At 51.2% G+C, this 18,092-nt stretch carries 20 protein-coding genes and 1 pseudogene; 12 read left to right on the forward strand and 9 right to left on the reverse strand.

Going from position 1 to position 18,092, the window contains the following annotated elements; translation table 11 throughout:
• Positions 1–39 precede the first annotated feature (39 nt).
• The 3 genes from HV107_RS22300 (at position 40) to HV107_RS22310 (ending at position 4,916) form a co-directional block, all read left to right on the forward strand.
• On the forward strand, positions 40–1,140 hold the full coding sequence (locus tag HV107_RS22300) for an efflux RND transporter periplasmic adaptor subunit (RefSeq protein ID WP_182060883.1): 1,101 nt from the start codon (positions 40–42) through the stop codon (positions 1,138–1,140).
• A complete protein-coding gene (locus tag HV107_RS22305) occupies positions 1,137–4,247 on the forward strand; it encodes an efflux RND transporter permease subunit (protein WP_182060884.1) in 3,111 nt (1,036 codons plus the stop codon). The genes HV107_RS22300 and HV107_RS22305 overlap by 4 nt, the downstream gene beginning before the upstream one ends.
• 450 nt (positions 4,248–4,697) lie before the next feature.
• The gene (locus HV107_RS22310) at positions 4,698–4,916 is read left to right on the forward strand and encodes a cold shock domain-containing protein (RefSeq protein WP_182060885.1); all 219 of its coding nucleotides are present in this window, start codon (positions 4,698–4,700) and stop codon (positions 4,914–4,916) included.
• 323 nt (positions 4,917–5,239) lie between these two features.
• Here the strand turns inward: HV107_RS22310 and HV107_RS27130 are convergent, their stop codons facing one another.
• Together HV107_RS27130 and cspA are read right to left on the reverse strand one after the other, a co-directional pair.
• The gene (locus HV107_RS27130; protein WP_220458419.1) at positions 5,240–5,398 is read right to left on the reverse strand and encodes a YnfU family zinc-binding protein; all 159 of its coding nucleotides are present in this window, start codon (positions 5,396–5,398) and stop codon (positions 5,240–5,242) included.
• Positions 5,399–5,780: 382 nt separating this feature from the next.
• On the reverse strand, positions 5,781–5,993 hold the full coding sequence (gene cspA / locus HV107_RS22315; RefSeq protein WP_182060886.1) for an RNA chaperone/antiterminator CspA: 213 nt from the start codon (positions 5,991–5,993) through the stop codon (positions 5,781–5,783).
• A gap of 374 nt (positions 5,994–6,367) precedes the next feature.
• Here cspA and HV107_RS22320 point away from each other — a divergent pair.
• A pseudogene (locus HV107_RS22320) lies at positions 6,368–6,523 on the forward strand (transposase); the annotation flags it as partial.
• Positions 6,524–6,663: 140 nt separating this feature from the next.
• Positions 6,664–7,098 carry a VOC family protein gene (locus tag HV107_RS22325; protein ID WP_182060887.1) on the forward strand — a complete coding sequence of 145 codons (435 nt, stop codon included), beginning with the start codon at positions 6,664–6,666 and terminating at the stop codon, positions 7,096–7,098.
• A 215-nt stretch (positions 7,099–7,313) separates the two neighbouring features.
• On the opposite strand, the gene cynR is transcribed toward HV107_RS22325, so the two are convergent.
• The gene (gene cynR / locus HV107_RS22330; protein ID WP_182060888.1) at positions 7,314–8,201 is read right to left on the reverse strand and encodes a transcriptional regulator CynR; all 888 of its coding nucleotides are present in this window, start codon (positions 8,199–8,201) and stop codon (positions 7,314–7,316) included.
• A gap of 109 nt (positions 8,202–8,310) precedes the next feature.
• Here cynR and HV107_RS22335 point away from each other — a divergent pair, with 109 nt between their 5' ends.
• Both HV107_RS22335 and cynS read left to right on the forward strand, forming a co-directional pair.
• On the forward strand, positions 8,311–8,970 hold the full coding sequence (locus HV107_RS22335) for a carbonic anhydrase (protein ID WP_182060889.1): 660 nt from the start codon (positions 8,311–8,313) through the stop codon (positions 8,968–8,970).
• A 27-nt stretch (positions 8,971–8,997) separates the two neighbouring features.
• Positions 8,998–9,468, forward strand: coding sequence for a cyanase (cynS, locus tag HV107_RS22340; protein ID WP_182060890.1), 471 nt, complete (start codon positions 8,998–9,000; stop codon positions 9,466–9,468).
• Between the two features lie 82 nt (positions 9,469–9,550).
• Here the strand turns inward: cynS and HV107_RS22345 are convergent, their stop codons facing one another.
• Entirely contained in the window at positions 9,551–10,318 is a 768-nt protein-coding gene (locus HV107_RS22345; protein ID WP_182060891.1) for a helix-turn-helix transcriptional regulator, read from the reverse strand.
• Between the two features lie 114 nt (positions 10,319–10,432).
• On the opposite strand from HV107_RS22345, the gene HV107_RS22350 reads away from it, so the two are divergent.
• The gene (locus HV107_RS22350) at positions 10,433–11,158 is read left to right on the forward strand and encodes a type 1 glutamine amidotransferase (protein WP_182060892.1); all 726 of its coding nucleotides are present in this window, start codon (positions 10,433–10,435) and stop codon (positions 11,156–11,158) included.
• A 216-nt stretch (positions 11,159–11,374) separates the two neighbouring features.
• Here HV107_RS22350 and HV107_RS22355 read toward each other — a convergent pair whose 3' ends face one another.
• From HV107_RS22355 to HV107_RS22375, 5 genes are all read right to left on the reverse strand, one after another.
• Positions 11,375–12,382: an alpha/beta hydrolase gene (locus HV107_RS22355; RefSeq protein WP_182060893.1), complete on the reverse strand. Its 1,008-nt coding sequence runs from the start codon at positions 12,380–12,382 to the stop codon at positions 11,375–11,377.
• 206 nt (positions 12,383–12,588) lie between these two features.
• A complete protein-coding gene (locus HV107_RS22360; RefSeq protein WP_182060894.1) occupies positions 12,589–13,065 on the reverse strand; it encodes a DUF1348 family protein in 477 nt (158 codons plus the stop codon).
• Between the two features lie 49 nt (positions 13,066–13,114).
• A complete protein-coding gene (locus tag HV107_RS22365; protein ID WP_182060895.1) occupies positions 13,115–13,690 on the reverse strand; it encodes a TetR/AcrR family transcriptional regulator in 576 nt (191 codons plus the stop codon).
• A gap of 280 nt (positions 13,691–13,970) precedes the next feature.
• Positions 13,971–14,210 (reverse strand): hypothetical protein, encoded by a 240-nt coding sequence (locus HV107_RS22370; protein WP_182060896.1) that lies wholly within the window; start codon positions 14,208–14,210, stop codon positions 13,971–13,973.
• A 57-nt stretch (positions 14,211–14,267) separates the two neighbouring features.
• Complete coding sequence (locus HV107_RS22375) at positions 14,268–14,843, reverse strand: ABATE domain-containing protein (RefSeq protein ID WP_182060897.1); 576 nt, start codon at positions 14,841–14,843, stop codon at positions 14,268–14,270.
• A 92-nt stretch (positions 14,844–14,935) separates the two neighbouring features.
• On the opposite strand from HV107_RS22375, the gene HV107_RS22380 reads away from it, so the two are divergent.
• The 4 genes from HV107_RS22380 (at position 14,936) to HV107_RS22395 (ending at position 17,976) form a co-directional block, all read left to right on the forward strand.
• Positions 14,936–15,850, forward strand: a complete 915-nt coding sequence (locus HV107_RS22380; RefSeq protein ID WP_182060898.1) for an alpha/beta fold hydrolase — start codon at positions 14,936–14,938, stop codon at positions 15,848–15,850.
• 97 nt (positions 15,851–15,947) lie between these two features.
• Complete coding sequence (locus tag HV107_RS22385; RefSeq protein ID WP_182060899.1) at positions 15,948–16,340, forward strand: VOC family protein; 393 nt, start codon at positions 15,948–15,950, stop codon at positions 16,338–16,340.
• A gap of 117 nt (positions 16,341–16,457) precedes the next feature.
• Positions 16,458–17,369: a pyridoxamine 5'-phosphate oxidase family protein gene (locus HV107_RS22390; RefSeq protein ID WP_182060900.1), complete on the forward strand. Its 912-nt coding sequence runs from the start codon at positions 16,458–16,460 to the stop codon at positions 17,367–17,369.
• Positions 17,370–17,535: 166 nt separating this feature from the next.
• A complete protein-coding gene (locus HV107_RS22395; RefSeq protein WP_182060901.1) occupies positions 17,536–17,976 on the forward strand; it encodes a GNAT family N-acetyltransferase in 441 nt (146 codons plus the stop codon).
• Positions 17,977–18,092: the final 116 nt, after the last annotated feature.

Consider the following 18,092-nt stretch of genomic DNA (forward strand, 5'->3'; position numbering starts at 1 on the left):
GTATGAGAAAACTGTCCTGCTAAATTATTAAGGAATCTCATGCTCTGGCTCAAACCTGCCACTTTTGCTGTATGCCTGTTGCCGCTGGCCCTTGCGGCCTGTGGCGATTCTTCCAGCACCGATGATCCCCGCACTCAGCCTCCTCTGGTCAGGGTTGCCACCGTAGTGAGTGCGGGAGATGCTGCCCGCGCATTCACTGGAGTCGTTGTTGCCCGAACCCAAAGTGATTTGGGTTTCAGAGTGCAGGGCAAAATCCTTGACCGTCTGGTCGATACCGGCCAGACGGTCAAACGCGGACAGCCCCTAATGCGCCTGGATCCCGTTGACCTGCGGTTGCAGGCTCATGCTCAGCAACAGGTTGTCGCGGCCGCAAAAGCTCGCGCCCGGCAAACTGCGGATGATGAATCGCGTTATCGCGGTTTGGTCAGTGCAGGTGCCGTATCGGCATCAGCTTACGATCAGATAAAGGCTGCAGCGGATACGGCCAGCGCCGAACTCAGTGCCGCTCAGGCGCAGGCAAATGTGGCCCAGAACGCGACTGATTACGCCTTACTTCTGGCGGATGCCGATGGCGTGGTAATGGATACGATGGCCGAACCCGGTCAGGTGATTGCTGCAGGCCAGCCAGTCATCAGGCTGGCCAGAGCAGGGCAGCGCGAAGCTATTGTGCAGTTGCCTGAAACGCTGAGGCCAGCCATCGGCAGTGAGGCTCTGGCCACGCTGTATGGCAATGCAAAGCAGTCTGTTTCCGCCAGACTGCGCCTTCTTTCCGATGCGGCTGATCCTGTCACTCGCACTTTTGAAGCCAGGTATGTGCTTGGCGGCGAGTTGGCCAGCGCGCCGCTCGGCTCCACAGTGACACTGCAGCTTACAGAAAATAGAACTTACTCCCAGATAATGCAGGTGCCGTTAGCGGCAATCTATGATCAAGGCAAAGGTCCGGGAGTCTGGGGCATTTCGGGAAAGCCAGCCAAAGTATTATGGCGGCCTGTTCAGGTGATCGGTATCAGTGACGATGCGGCCAGAGTGACCGGTAGTCTCAAGTCAGGCGAGCAGGTTGTCGCGCTTGGCGCGCATTTATTGCGTGAGGGTGAGGTTGTACGGATGGCATCCCTGGGTGTTGCCGGGAGCCAGCAATGAGCAATGGCCGCTTCAATCTTTCGGCGCTTGCGGTACGCGAGCGCTCTATAACGCTGTTTCTGATCTTTCTGATTTCGATAGCGGGTATATTTGCGTTCTTCGAACTCGGGCGTGCGGAGGACCCTCCGTTCACGATCAAGCAGATGACCGTGATTACCGCCTGGCCTGGCGCAACTGCGCAGGAAATGCAGGACCAGGTAGCTGATCCCCTGGAGAAGCGCCTACAGGAACTGCGCTGGTATGATCGCACTGAAACCTTCACGCGGCCCGGTCTGGCGGTAACTATGGTTTCCCTGCGCGACAGCACTCCGCCATCGGAAGTCCAGGAGGAGTTTTATCAGGCACGCAAAAAACTGGGGGACGAGGCCCAGAAGCTCCCTGCCGGCGTCATTGGTCCTGTGATTAATGATGAATATGCGGACGTGACGTTCGCACTCTTTGCCCTCAAGGCCAAAGGTGAACCACAGCGCCTGCTTGCGCGCGATGCGGAATCGTTGCGTCAGCAGTTGCTGCACGTGCCCGGCGTGAAAAAAGTCAACATCATCGGAGAGCAGCCTGAACGTATTTTCGTCTCTTTTTCCCATGACCGTCTGGCCACTCTGGGCGTCACCACTCAGGACATTTTCACTGCGCTCAACAGCCAGAACGTACTGACACCTGCAGGTTCTATCGAGACCAGGGGGCCGCAGGTTTTTGTTCGCATCGATGGTGCATTCGACAATCTGGAGAAGATTCGCCAGACCCCAATCGTGGTTCAGGGGAAGACGCTGAAGTTGTCGGATGTGGCAACGGTTGAACGCGGATACGAGGATCCGGCAACTTTCCTGGTGCGCAACAACGGAGAGCCAGCACTGTTGCTGGGTATCGTTATGCGGGACGACTGGAATGGACTCGATCTGGGTAAGGCTCTGGAGGCGGAAGTCTCCAGTATCAATGCTGGACTCCCTCTGGGAATGACGCTTAGCAAAGTGACCGATCAGGCTGTCAACATTAGCTCGGCGGTAGATGAGTTCATGGTCAAGTTCTTTGTTGCCCTGCTCGTCGTTATGGTGGTGTGCTTTCTCAGCATGGGCTGGCGTGTCGGTATCGTCGTTGCGGCGGCCGTGCCGCTGACACTGGCTGTTGTGTTCGTCATCATGGCAGCTACAGGCAAGAACTTTGATCGCATCACACTAGGATCGTTGATCCTGGCGCTGGGCCTGCTGGTTGACGACGCCATTATTGCCATTGAAATGATGGTAGTGAAGATGGAGGAAGGCTACAGCCGCATCAAAGCTTCCGCCTATGCATGGAGCCACACGGCGGCCCCTATGCTGTCCGGTACACTGGTTACTGCCATCGGTTTTATGCCCAATGGATTCGCACCTTCCACGGCAGGCGAGTACACCAGCAATATGTTCTGGATCGTCGGTATCGCGCTGATCGCGTCCTGGGTGGTGGCGGTGGCATTTACTCCTTATCTGGGCGTGAAGCTACTGCCGGACTTCGGGAAAGTCGTTGGGGGGCAAGACACCATCTATAACACCCGCAACTACAACCGTTTTCGACAACTACTCAGTAGAGTGATCGCACGCAAGTGGCTGGTAGCGGGTACTGTGATAGGGATATTTGTGCTGGCTGTCGTTGGCATGGGACATGTAAAAAAACAGTTCTTCCCAACTTCCGATCGTCCAGAGGTGCTTGTCGAAGTTCAGATGCCATATGGTACCTCCATTGAGCAAACCAGCGCTGCAACAGCAAAAGTTGAAGCCTGGCTGGCAAAGCAAAAGGAAGCCAGGATTGTGACGTCCTACATTGGTCAGGGGGCACCACGCTTCTTCCTGGCAATGTCACCTGAATTGCCCGATCCGTCACTCGCTAAAATCGTGATACTCGCGGGTAATGATAAGGAGCGGGAAGCCCTCAAGCTCAGACTGCGCCAGGCGGTGGCGGACGGGCTGGCTCCTGAAGCTCAGGTACGTGTCACCCAGATTGTGTTCGGCCCGCCTTCGCCATATCCCGTGGCCTACCGCGTTATGGGCCCCGATCCGGACAAGCTGCGTGAGATTGCAAGTGAAGTAGAGAGTATAATGCGCGCCACTCCAATGATGCGCACCGTCAACACGGATTGGGGGCCGCGTGTACCGACCCTGCACTTTACACTCGATCAGGATCGCCTCCAGGCCGTTGGGCTGACATCCAGTTCAGTGTCCCTACAGTTACAGTTCCTGTTGAGTGGTGTCCCTATCACAGAAGTGCGTGAGGATATTCGTTCAGTGCAGGTTATGGGGCGTGCAGCCGGAGATATCCGCCTGGACCCTGCGAAGATCGCCGACTTTACATTGATCGGTTCAGCAGGGCAACGCATTCCACTGTCACAGGTGGGGGCCGTTGATGTGCGTATGGAAGACCCCTTGTTGCGGCGCCGCGACCGTATGCCGATCATCACGGTTCGCGGAGACATCGCTGAAGGTCTGCAACCTCCTGACGTGTCCACTGTTGTCCTGAAGAAGTTACAACCGATCATCGAGAAGTTACCTTCCGGCTATCGGATTGAACAGGCTGGGTCGATCGAAGAAGCGGCTAAAGCCACCACGGCGATGCTGCCGCTGTTTCCAGTCATGATCGCACTCACGCTGCTCATCATTATTTTGCAGGTGCGTTCGATTGCGGCAATGGTCATGGTTTTTGCCACGAGTCCGCTTGGCTTAATCGGCGTGGTGCCGACATTGCTGATTTTCCAGCAGCCGTTTGGCATCAATGCGCTGGTCGGTCTGATCGCGCTGTCGGGGATCCTGATGCGCAACACACTGATCCTGATCGGGCAAATCCATCACAACGAACAGGAAGGATTGAGTCCGTTCAACGCGGTCGTCGAAGCAACCGTTCAGCGTGCGCGTCCGGTGATATTGACGGCTCTGGCGGCTATCCTGGCATTCATCCCGCTAACCCATTCGGTATTCTGGGGGACGCTTGCCTACACGCTGATTGGTGGCACGTTCGCCGGAACGATTCTGACACTGGTGTTCCTGCCGGCTATGTATTCCATCTGGTTCAGGATAAAAAGCCCTGCTTCAACATCATCAACGGAAAACAGTTCCTCTGCTGAAGGATTAAAAAATGTCTGAACATAAAGTCGTTCTGATTACCGGTGTTCCATCAGGTATTTGGCTCCGTCAGGGATATCAATACCGCTTCCCCATTGAATGATGTTGCACTGACAGAAATTTATGCACTCGCAGGATGAGTTCAAGTAGGTGAATATGCCAGTTGCTATGCCTGAGCAACTGGCATTTATTTTTGTATCAAGACATTGCCCATCCAGGCGGATCATGCGCTATGTAAGCCCAAAAAAGTAACCACTACAAGACCTGGAGAGTCGGACGTGAAAGAATATTTTGCTTATTATCAGTGTCCGTGCCTTAATGAAATGATTTGTTTGAAGTACAAGCAAACGTAAACATTTTTCCGGACAGTACTCATTCCCAGGTGCTATCACTGATACCCCCTCCTTTTGAGTCCGTAAGTTTAATATTATACGTTTATAACCACTCTTATCATGTGTTATTGGAGTCAGTATGCCCTCAAGATTTATAGGCCTGGTAAAATGGTTTAAGGAAGACAAAGGTTTTGGTTTCATCTCTCCTCTTGATGGAAGCAAAGATATCTCTGTTCATGTTTCGGAGCTACAGGGTGATAATTTTAACACTCTGTTTGAAGGGCAGAAGGTTGAGTACACCGTTTATAACGGTAACAAAGGGCCCGCAGCGTCTAAAGTAATTCTTTGTGATAAATAAACATGTGTGGTTCGGTGATATGAGTCAGTTATTAGGTTTGAACAAAAAGAACTGCAAGCTGAACGAGAGACCAATAATTTAAAATCAGAACAGTAATTTATACCGATTTACAGGTGTGCTGTTCTGTATAATCAAGTGCAGGTCTCCCGCATGAACGGCCTGAAAGCAGACGTTAACGGGCTGTATTAACAATAAAGTGTGTTAATGAACAGACGACCTGCAACAGCATCATTGCACTGATTTTATGGTTTTTTATGAAATATTGATAACGGTGGGGCGCTTGATTTTTTTAACTTTAATTGTCAACAAGAACGCGCCGGCAATCATTTTGAAGACTTGAACAAAGTACTACAGAATGGGCAGACAAGCTGAGAACCTTTTTGAACGCGGCTAAAACTATGTTCTGAATCTTTTGAACAGTTTGGGCACTGACATTTGACCAGGTAATTACGACGATTTTGCATTTTTTTACGTTCTGACATCTGAATCTCCTACGATAAGGGACGACAACGATACACGTTAAATATGATAATTACTTGTGTTTTTTTTAGATAACTTTATAAATGTTAAAAACAGCAGAAAAACAAGGTTTTTGACAAAAAAGATACAGAAACAGCAGATAATCTGCCAGATGAATGTTTTTTGCTATGGACATTCTTCCTGCGTAAGAAAGATGTTTAGCTTCTGGGTTAGAAATTTCGGTGAGTTTATTCTGGTTGACAGTAAGAGAAGATATCAGAATTCATAATAGATGTGGTTAATAAAAAACCCGCACAGAGCGGGTTCTTTTACTATCAGTAATACTTAACTGCTCAGACTATTGTCTTCATCGCTATCGCAAGTATTACTTATAATTAGCGCGGATTACAGCGGTGAGACATTACCAGCTGCGGGACCTTTAGCGCCATTTTCAATGGTGAAGGAGACTTTCTGGCCTTCATCAAGTGTTTTAAAATTGTCACTTTGGATAGCAGAGAAGTGTACGAATACATCTTTGCTGCCGTCGTCAGGGGTGATAAAGCCAAAACCTTTATCTGAATTGAACCATTTTACTAAACCAGTCATTTTATTAGACATTGATAATTCCTTAATTTATGAGCCACTTAAAAGCGGCGAAGATGGCCTGTATTTAGAGAGTTACTTATTTGGCACTTAGGAGGAGGCTCATGAAGAAGGGATATCTATGGATAGCTCTTGAACAGAGGACTGCTTTACTAAAACTGCTTTCATAAGGTCTGTTTTCCAAACCGATGTCGCTATTAAGACATAGAAAAATTAATTCTGCAATGTATATGTTATTTATTTTAACCATTTAAACACCCGGATGGCTGAACGGCTGATAAATTACTGAACATGGCAAGAATAGATACGATTTACACAGCACCAGGGGTATCACACTATGAGGGATCACTTCCGTTGAGATTTACTCGATACGGGGGGCAGGGCTCCGGTTTACTGTAGCGACGGACATTCAGATTTATTTCTGTGATCCTCAGTCTCTCTGGCAACGCGGTTCAAATGAGAATACGAGCAGGCTGCTCAGACAATATTTTCCAAAAGGTACTGACTTATCGGTTCACAGTCAGCAAAGACTTAACCGTGTTGCATCCCTCGGTTGAACTCACCGCGAGGAGAAGACGTTATTGTTGCCGCTTATAAGGCACTAAAATGCCAAAATTGGGCGTGGTGATTCAGTGAGTGGTAGGATAAATTCAGGGTTCAATTTCAGACAATTAAGGAAGCTGGTATGTCGCAGAATTTACCGGGAGTTGACGTCTTGTTTGTCGCTGGGTTTGGGCCCATCTCGCAGAATGCTGAAGACAGCTTTGAGTTTTATGTACAGGTACTCGGTCTGCCACTTAAGCCAATGGAGGGTAACTGCGATTACCTGTTATCGGAAAACATGCTGAAGGGCGTCAAGCATTTTGCCGTCTGGCCGTTATCACAGGCCGCAAATTCATGTTTTGGCACTGGGGAGTGGCCAACCGAACACCCAATACCGCAGGGATGGATTGAATATGAAGTTCAGGATCTCGATTCTGCTACCCGTATTTTGAGTGAGAAGGGTTATCGCCTGTTGGTGGCTAACCGCACAGAACCCTGGGGGCAAACCGTTACTCGTCTGCTTAGTCCTGAAGGGTTGCTCACAGGGCTTACGATAACCCCCTGGCTTCGCGGGTAAACAATGTCCGCTCCTGGCACAGGACTGCTGTTGCAGCCTTCACAAGCTTCTCAATCCATCCATGAAAATTATCAAAACTATTTCAATCGCCGCCGTAACCACTCTTTTACTGAAGTCAGCCTCAATATTTGCGCAGAGCATTACTGCGACTGCGCTGACCTGGCTGCGGGTCTTAAGAGATTAGCAGTGCCTGTCTGTAACTGTGATTAGGGCGGTTACCCGTTCAGTTGAGCGGATACTTCTACTGCCAGTTCAGTAAATGCGCGGGCAGCAAAACTCTGATAAGCATCCCTTCGCCGCATGAGAACCGCGGTTCGCGTCAGGCGCTCGGGTTCGAGCGCGATCGCCACCAGATTATCCTGGGCAAGGGCGGTTCTGGCGGGAAGGAGCGTGGATAAAGATGTCCTGCTGACAATTTCTATTACCGCTCCGAGAGCGTTAGCTTCCATCAGCACCTTTGGATGAATGTTGTGTTTACGGCAGTAGCTGTCAATCTGTTCGCGGGTCGCGAATTCCTTGCTGAGTAATACGAGGGACTCGGTGTTCAGAGCCTGTAACCCGGCGGATTTTTCCTTCGCAAGCCTGTGCCCGGTGTTGACCACCAGGGCAAGCGTTTCGTCCAGCAACGGTATCGCGTCGATGTCCGGACAGTGAACATCACCAAATGCTATCCCCAGGTCCAGCTCTCCTTCCTGGAGTAGCTCTTCCATGCTTTCCTGCGAAATCTCCCGCACGTTGAGGGTAATTTCTGGGTAGCGAAGGTGGAATGCCTCGACCAGCGGCCCGACAAGATACGTTGTGAAGGTTGGCGTCACGGCTAAGCGAAGCGATCCACGGCTGAGATCGTTTACGTCGTGGATCGCGCGCGTAGCCTCCCGCAGCTCATGAGACGCACGGCGAACATACTGAAAATAAGCATGCCCGGTATCTGTCAGACGTGTTGTACGACCAGACCGATCGAATAACTGGGTGCCAAGTTCTTCCTCTAGTTGTTTTACGAGCTGTGAGAGAGCTGGCTGAGAGACGTGCAGCGATGCTGCAGCTTTGGTGAAGCTGAGATGTTCAGCAACCGCCTGGAAATACCGTATACGCCGGGCGAGCATAATTTACCTCATAAGATTATCTGAATTAATCCATAATATTTTAGACTTTTATCTTATACCAGAGATTGCTTACTCTTTGTCGCACACAACCGACACTGAGATCGCAACCATGAAAGAGATTATTGAAGGTTTTCTGAAGTTCCAGAAAAATGCCTTCCCCGAGCGAGTTAAGCTATTCAAAAGTCTGGCCAATCAGCAGAGTCCGAGAGCATTATTCATTTCCTGCTCTGACAGCCGTCTGGTACCTGAGCTGGTTACCCAGCGTGAACCCGGCGATTTGTTTGTGATCCGTAACGCCGGGAACATTGTACCGTCTTATGGCCCGGAGCCCGGCGGCGTTTCAGCCTCTGTGGAATATGCGGTCGCCGCGCTCAAGGTAAATGACATCGTGATTTGCGGTCACTCTGACTGTGGCGCCATGACTGCCGTTGCCACCTGCAAATGCCTCGATCATATGCCCGCCGTGTCGAGTTGGTTGCGCTATGCCGACTCTGCCCGTGTGGTGAATGAGGCCCGACAGCATCCCGACCAGTCCGCTAAAGTCGCGGCTATGGTGCGCGAAAACGTCATCGCTCAGTTGGCTAATATCCAGACTCATCCTTCCGTTCGTCTGGCGCTTGAAGAAGGCCGGATATCGCTGCACGGCTGGATCTATGACATTGAGAGCGGTCGTATTGATGCTTTTGATGGCAGAACCGGTACCTTCGTATCCCTTGCTGAAAATCCAGAAGTAAACGCCGTTTCCTCACAAGCCAGGCATGTTGCCTGAACCTCTTACTTACCAGGAGAAAAGACCATGATCCAGACCCAAGTCACTCAGGCTGCACGTCAGGCACTTACTGAAACCATCATTCAGGCTAAAGCCCGCAAGGAACTCTCTTTCGCAGAAATCGTTGACGGGACCGGTTTGTCGGAAGCCTTCGTTACCGCGGCCTTGCTTGGTCAGCATCCGTTACCTGCCGACGCAGCAGTAGTTGTCGGCAAGAAGCTCGACCTGAATGCTGATGAAGTTAAACTGTTGCAGTCAGTGCCTGTTCGCGGCAGCTTTGCCGATGGCATTCCGACCGATCCGACAATCTACCGTTTCTACGAAATGATGTCAGTTTACGGACCCACCCTTAAAACTCTTGTCCATGAGAAGTTCGGTGACGGCATCATCAGCGCCATTAACTTCAAACTGGATATCAAGAAAGTTGAAGATCCAGAGGGGGGCCACCGCGCGGTGATCACCCTGGACGGCAAATACCTGCCGACCAGGCCTTTCTGATCCCCTCCTGACTCAGCCCGGCAACCTAAGAGCCGGGCTGCAGCGATATCCGATTTGTCACCGTTCACCACCTGACTTCCTGTCAAAACTCACCGGGTGTTACACCCATAATTGCGCGAAACGCAGCAGAAAATGCGGCTGGCGAAGAAAAACCAAGCTGCCAGGCAATCTGTTTAACAGGTACGTTTTCAGAAAGAAGATCCAGTGATGCGTATATTCTTGCGCGCTGCTTCCATGTCCGGAAGCTGAACCCCGTATCACGTAAAAACAGGCGGGAGAAAGACCTTTCCGACATGTTTGCTATGTCAGCCATATCAGTTAACGAGGTTTCCCAGCGATGGCTGAGCATCAGCTCTCCTGCGGCACGGAATAATCGGTCATCGCGCGGCATCGGTAGTTCTGCGGGTACGGATGCTGCCTCGCCGATAATGTCCAGAAGTAAAAGTGCCATTTTTCGCTTCGTCAGCGTGTGGTAATCACTAATAAACAGGCTGGCTATTAACTCCTTTACCAGCGGAACTGCGTCGATCACATGTACCCGATCATTCTTTGTGAAATGTGTGCATTCAGAAATCAGGCTACGGCTGAGGTAAACCGCGCGCAGCTCCGTATGCGACAGAAGTCTGTATGAGTGTTCCATCAACGGTGGGAGCCAGAGCGCCCGCTGAGGGGGTATAACCCATCGCCTGCCTGCGGCCTCAACCAGCAGAACGCCACTGCTAGCGTATAAAAGTTGTCCTTCCAGGTGGTAATGGGGAGGATCCGCTTCCCCGCGCCGGTAGGAAATGGCCGTTGCTGACCAGCCTGTTGAGTCATCGTGTCTTGGCGCTTTATCGATACTTACTGGCATTTCAGATTCAAACCTCACGTCTATCATGATCCGACTGGCGTTACCCGACCGGTATTTCGCAGGGGGATGTGCGCCTGACTTATTACTTAACAAGATTCAGAAGGATATAAACCTATGCGAGTACATTTTATTGTACATGAACATTTTGAAGCACCCGGCGCGTTTGAAACCTGGGCCATGATTCGTGGCCACGAAGCAACCTTCTCGCGCGTTTATGCGGGTCAAAAACTTCCTGAAGATGCAGGGGATATCGATCTGCTGGTGGTGATGGGGGGGCCACAGGATCCGTCCGTCACCCCTGATGAATGTGCACATTTTGATTCCAGAGCTGAACAGGCGCTTATTGCCTCTGCTGTGCGTATGGATAAAGCCGTCATCGGCGTTTGCCTGGGTGCCCAACTGATTGGGGAAGCCCTGGGCGCACGCTTTGCGCACAGCCCGGAAAAAGAGATCGGCAAGTTTCCAATTTTTATGACCGCTGAGAGCGAGCAGAACCCGCTGTTTTCTCACTTCGGTAATAAGCTTGATGTCGGGCATTGGCATAACGACATGCCGGGACTTACTCCCGCGGCGGAGATCGTCGCCTGGAGCGAAGGTTGCCCACGACAGATAGTTGCTTATTCTGAGCTGGTCTACGGGTTTCAGTGCCATATGGAACTTACACAGCCCCTTATCGAATTGCTGATCGCGCATTCTGACAGGGATTTACGTCGGGCCGCAGACTATCGATTCGTTCAGACACCGGAAGAATTGCGGAGCCACGACTACAGCGAAATGAACAGAGCATTATTCACGTTTCTCGACAAACTCGAGGCGCGCTACCGCCAGACAGGTACATGACTTCGTTACCTGCAGCGGAACGACATGCCGTGTGATTGGTTGTTTATCAGTTATTACTGAGTCGAAAAAAGCCTCCGATAGGTAACAGACCGCACGCTTAACGGGGGAAGTGTGAAAGTGTTGAATGGTCCGGTTCCAAAAAATATCACGCGCAATCCGGACAACAGGCAGAGGGCAAAAACAACCGGCCGAGGAAAACGACCGGCCAACTGGCAGTTATTTCAGGTGTTCTTTCAGTTCGTAGGCGGCCTGGCCAAGTGCGGTCCGCACGGCAGGCACGTCGCTCAGTGCATTCAGCAGACCGTAGTCATGAATTAACCCGTTATAGCGGGTAACCGTCACGTTGACGCCGGCGGCATCGAGCTTGCGGCCAAACGCCTCGCCTTCGTCGCGCAACACGTCAAATTCAGCAGTCTGAATCAGAGTAGGTGGCAGTCCCTTCAGCTGTTCAGGCGTGGCACGCAGCGGCGATGCCAGGATGTTGTTACGATCGCTTTCTTTTGTTGTGTAGGCATCCCAGAACCATTTCATCATATTACGCGACAGGAAATACCCGTTCTCATACTGGTTATAAGAACCGGTGTTGAAATTCGCGTCAGTTACAGGCCAGAGCATCACCTCATAGCGGATGGCTGGTGCCTTATGCTGTTTGGCCTGGAGCGCTACGGCTGCAACCATGTTCCCACCTACGCTGTTACCTACCAGCGCCAGGCGACCACCATCAACGCCAATTTCGCTACCGTGCTCGGCAACCCAGCGGGTTGCTGCATAAGCCTGATTAATCGCAACCGGGAAATGCGCTTCCGGCGATGGCGTGTAGTCGACAAAAACGGCCGCAGCACCGGACTCACTGACCAGGTCACGAACGAGGCGTTCGTGCGTCGCAAAGTCGCCCAGTATCCAGCCACCGCCGTGGAAGAACATGAAGACTGGCAGGGTCCCCTGTGCGTTATGAGGCTTCACAATGTGAAGTTTGATGGAGCCGCCATCAACGTTGATCGTTTTTTCAGTGACGTCGGCAGCAGGCAGTTTCGCACCTTTCTGGGCGTTGATTAGCACCTGACGTGCGTCCTGTGGAGACAATTGTTCAATAGGCTTACCTCCGGCACCGTTCAGGGCATTGAGAAATTCCTGCACGTGACGATCCGGCTGAGAAGCATCGGCAAAGCTGTTGGCGGAAACGGCTGCCATTGCGGCAGTCAGCAACACAGATTTAATATTCATAATACGGCCTTAATAATATTGTTTGCTATTAAATAGTGAGCGATTTATGAGGGTAAAGTACATCACGTGTACTTGATCCTGAAAAACCACGCGCTGAGAAAACTTAAGCGCTCCCCGCACCAACCAGCTTGCTTTTACATCAACTGGCCGAGTAAAACCCCGACCAGGAAAGTAGTCGCGGGCCTTACGCGGGGTAACTCAATGACTTACAGACCCAGGTCAGACAGGCCTGGGTGATCGTCTGGACGACGCCCCAGCGGCCAGAAGAACTTGCGCTCGCTTTCTTTGATAGGCATGTCATTGATACATGCGAATCGGCGCTTCATCAGGCCGTCGGCCTCAAACTCCCAGTTTTCGTTGCCGTAAGAGCGGAACCAGTTACCTGAGCCATCACGCCATTCGTAAGCGTAACGGACGGCGATACGGTTTCCGCCAAAAGCCCACAGTTCTTTGATAAGGCGGTACTCGAGCTCTTTTTTCCACTTACGTGCGAGGAATCCTTCGGCTTCCTCGCGATTATTCGCGAACTCGGCGCGGTTACGCCATTTGGTATCCAGCGAGTAAGCCTGCGCGACTTTTGCCGCGTCTCGGGAATTCCAGCCATCTTCAGCCAGTCGAACTTTCTCAATAGCAGTTTCCAGCGTAAATGGCGGAAGCGGCGGACGAACTTGTGTATCTGTCATGGTAAAACTCCTGTTAACTTGGTTTATAGGTAATAGCAATATTCGATACTCAGGCCCCGGCTGAGACCCGTTCCAGCAAAACTTTCGCAACGTCCCGTGCGTTGTCAGCGGCGTTCCGGTCGCCCATCACGTATGTCATGGTGATAGCCCCCTCAATCAGAATCAGCAGTTGTCTTGCCAGATCTGCAGGGTGTTCAGTGTTCAGCTGCCCGCAGAGTTCGAGCGCATAATCCAGCAGTTTTTGTTTATGCATTTTCGCTATCTGGCGAACGGGATCCTCCGGGTCTCCTACTTCTCCGGCTGTGTTGATAAAGGCACAGCCCCGGAAGCCTTCAGACTCAAACCAGCTTTTCAGAACCGTGAACATGTTCAGAATGCGATCCTGAGGCGTTTTGCCTTTATCAGACTCGGTTCTGAACCACTGCATCCACCGTTCGTCACGTTCGTTCAACGCGGCCGATGCCACGTCCTCTTTGTTCGCGAAATGGCGATAAATACTTTTCCTTGCAACACCAGAGGTCTTTACCAGAAGGTCCATGCCCATAGCATGGATCCCGTTCTGATAGATAAGCTGCTCGGCGGTTGCGAGGATTTTTTCTCGCGTATCAGTTGGCTTCTTGTTCATGGTTTATCAGTGGCCTCTTGTTCATGACTTAAAGGTAGAACGATCGTTCTACTTGGTCAAGCGTTGATTATGAATTATATTTTTTGAAATGGGTTAAAAATCCATAATATTCATTTAAATCAATGAGTAGATAAAGAAAAATTTCTTTAACGAAAGAGGGTTTTCTGAAAAGAAAACCTTCTTCAGGGATAAATTACGTTTCAGGCAGGGGGAGGGTGGCACTGGTGAGAGCGGATATAAATCGAAAAAAAGGGGAATGTTTTTACTATTGTCCTGCCGATCAACTCCGGTTGATGGCTTTTACTTGAGGTTTGCCTGATAAACCCAGGCTCTCCATGACAGCGCGTTTCATTTGCAGTTTGTCGAGAATAATACTGATGCGCTCGCCGGGGACAGTGAGCCTGTACTCGCCATGTAATGGCATCGAGGAAATTAGATATCGTCGATCATTCCAGATAATCCAGTTCACTTTCAATCCATTCAATACGCGAAGCGCTAAATCTGCCTGCCAGGCTGGCACGGTATATTCTTACGAGCATGTCCTGAAGCCACACGTTTGCAGGTGCGGCCTGGTTTGCTATGAGCTTTTTCTGTTTCGGAATGCGGCCACTTTCATGCGATTACCGCAGGTGGCCATACTGCACCAGCGCCGGCGATGGGATTTACTCAAATCGTGAAACAGTAAAATACAGTTGTGGGCTTCACACTGCCGAACGTATTCGAATTTGTCATCCGTGAGCAGTTTTACCAGCGCGTTGGCAACGGGCCAGAGGAGGCCTGCGGGGCTGTCAGCGACTGAGCGAACATCCACACGATAGCGCTGCGTATCCTGATCCCATTCCAGCCTCGTTTCAGGACGCCCTGTTTCAAGCATTCTGTTAATCACCGTCAGGTCTGCCTCACTGGACTTCATCGCGGCATGTACGACTGCTCTGGCTGCATCGCGAAGCTGGCGAGCCTCCCCCAGTAACTCAGGCGGAGCCACAGTTCCCTTCGGCACAAGGCCCGCCGTTTGCAGCCAGTCGATAACGCTTCGATCGTCATCAAAGCAATCGTGTCGATCGTCGCCTGTCCCGTACTCGCTGTTGATAAAGTCCAGCGCAAGGTTGTCGGCCAGGAAGAGCGGCGGGGAAGAAGGATTTTTGATTTCCATACGCACCTGTAACCCATTAAATATTTTTGACAGGTTACCATAATTGTGTGTAACCTTCAATTTCACACTTTAACGGTTACATGAGGTTTGTTATGACATCTTCATTCTCGGGGTTATCAACTGCAGATAACACGCCAGTACAGGTTCATTACCGCTATAAACAGGCGGGCGATGTTAACGTTTTTTACCGTGAAGCAGGCGATCCGGCATCGCCAGTCCTGCTGATGCTGCACGGTTTCGCGGGCTCATCATTTATGTTCCGTGACCTTATTGCCCAACTGGCTGATCGTTATCGTCTGATAGCGCCGGATTTGCCAGCCTTTGGGTTTACCGAGGCACCAGAGCGGGGTGACTACGCTTATACCTTTGACCAGTTGGCTGAGACCATCGACGTATTCACTGAAGCGTTGGGCCTCGACTCATATGCCCTGATGGTTCACGACTACGGTGCTCCCGTCGGATGGCGTCTTGCGCTGGCGCATCCTCAGCGGGTTACCGCCATCATTTCCCAGAATGGAAATGCTTACGAAGAGGGGCTGGGAGAGGCCTGGGCACCTATTCAGAAATACTGGGCCGACCCGACCCCCGAAAACCGGAGCGCACTGAGCGATTTTCCAACTCCTGCGTCAATCAAATGGCAGTATCTGGAAGGTGTCACCGATCCGAGTCTGGTTTCCCCGGACGGCTATTCACTTGAAGGGATGCAGGTAGTGCGGCCGGGCAATGCGGAGATCCAGCTGGACCTGCTGCTGAACTACGCTTCAAACGTGAAGATGTACCCTCTGTTTCAGCAGTATTTCAGGGAATATCAGCCACCGCTGCTGGCGGTCTGGGGAAAACACGACCCGTTTTTCATGGCCGCTGGTGCCGAAGCCTGGAAGCGCGATATCCCGAATGCCGAGATAAACTTCTATGACACCGGCCACTTCGCGCTTGAAACGCATGCGAAAGAGATAGGCGATGACGTTCGGGAATTTCTTGATCGTAATGTCCATCAGGCGGGTTGATTCCCTTCAGAAGCTCGTCGGCCCGGGGCCGGGCGAGCAGAATGGTGAATGGACTCACTTAAAAAAACGGAAACCTTTAAGAAAGAGGACAGGAACAATGTCAGTGACTCATGGTGTACAACATATTGGCTTAGCCGTATCAAATCTTGAAGCTAGCGCCGCGTTCTTCACTGGTTTACTGGGCTGGCAGGAAGTTAAACGACGCGAAGACTATCCGGCCATCTTTGTGAAAGACGGCGCAATAACGCTCACGCTCTGGAAAACGCAAACAGAAGAGCCTGTTCAGTTCAATCGTAAAAATAATGTCGGGCTCCATCACCTGGCTTTGCGGGTGGAAACCAAAGAGGGTCTGTATCAGATCCTTGAAGTGTTGAAGGCAAATCAGGTCGAAATTGAATTCGAGCCCACCTTGATCCGCGAGGGGCCGTCTATGCACATGATGTGCTATGAGCCGAGTGGAATACGAATTGAATTTTATTACCCTGGTTGAGTAATTTCTGATTTCCGGTGCCAGGGGCATTTTCGCTTCGAGTACCGGCAAATATTGCGCTTCATCGTAGCGGGTTCTGGCCTTCCAGCAACGGTAAATGATCCCAGGAGAGACCCTATGCAGCAGAGACGGAGTACCTTTCATGACGGTGAGCGTGCAGTGCAGGCGCGTGCCGGAGTTTCAGGCGAGTGGCTTAATCGGTCGGAAAGCTTTGTGCGCTCCGAGATGCCTCAGCAGCATCGTAGCTTCTTTGAGAATCTTCAGATGCTGATTCTGGGGCTACTCGATTCTGATGGCCGGCCATGGTGCGTTCCAGCTCTCGGGCCACGAGGATTCCTGGTTTCCCCCACTCCGGATACACTCGAAATTCATCGGGACCCGGTGCTCTTGAGTGAACTTGGCCTGGTTCGGTCAGTCGGCGCCAGTGTTGGCATACTCGGGATTGATCTGACCAGCAGACGTCGCAATCGGCTGAATGGCCGGATACAACATGCCTCACCTGGTGAAATGACCATTGTGGTTGATCAGAGCTACGGAAACTGTCCGCAATACATTCAGACCCGACATCTGCCCTCAGGCCAGGACAAGCTGGCTGTTGTGGCCCGCCGACGCGGCAGCATAACCGATCCGGAAGTTCGGCGAATTATTGAGGCCGCAGACACTTTTTTCATCGCCTCGCGTGCGGCTGGTTCTCTGGATGGTGGAAGTGCCGGAGTCGATGCTTCGCACCGAGGGGGGAACCCTGGATTTCTTGGTATCAACGGAAATGGCACGCTCTCCTTTCCCGATTTCTCTGGCAATCGCTTTTTCAACACACTGGGCAACATTGAGAGTGATGGCCGGGTCGGCCTGTTTGTTCCGGATTTTGAAACGGGTGAAGCAATTGTGCTTACGGGGCGCGGTTCCATCGACTGGGACCCCGAACGCATCAAGACGTTCGAAGGTGCGGAACGTGTTGTAGACGTGGTGCCGGAAGAAATCTGGTATGCAGATGCTGTGCTGCCGGTTATTGGTACGAAATCCGAGTAATAGAGTATTAAGCCCGTCATTCGGTGATACTCTTACTCCGGTCAACCTTCCTGACGCGTGAACATCGTCCGCTTCTGGCTCGGAGCGGACGAGGCTACCGTCTCCTGAATAAGGAGGTTGCGAGTATATTCTCAATTTATAATTTGCCATACATGGATTAAGCCCTATGACTATCTATACAAGAACAGCTCAACCTTCTGATGTTGATAGTATTTTCGACGTCAGAACCTCGGTTACCGAGAATCATCTGAGCCGTGAAGAAATGCAACTTATGGGGATTACCGAAAGTGCCGTTGCCAATATGATTGAGCAGAGCCAATGTGCATGGGTTGCAACCGTAAACGGCAACATCATTGGTTTCTCGATGATTTTGCCGGATGAGGGCTGTCTTTTTGCAGCGTTTGTTTTGCCAGAATACGAGGGCAGGGGTATTGGCCGTAGCCTTGTTAAGCTAGCCGAGCATGAATTATTCAAACACCATGAAACGGCCTGGCTGGAAACGGATAAAAATAGTCGTGCGGCGCAATTCTATATGCAACTCGGCTGGGGTAAAAAAAAGAACATCAATGGCACGGATATCAGATTAGAGAAATCCCGCGGTGTTTAATCCATGGTGATACTTATCCTCGTTCGCTTCTGACACTAAGCGGCCGAGCTAATTTTAAAGCCGTAATGTTCAATTGACGTATTCTTCAGTACTACATTTTCCTGGTGATTGTGTGT

This window comes from Enterobacter sp. RHBSTW-00175, assembly GCF_013927005.1.
Taxonomy (GTDB): Bacteria; Pseudomonadota; Gammaproteobacteria; order Enterobacterales; family Enterobacteriaceae; genus Enterobacter.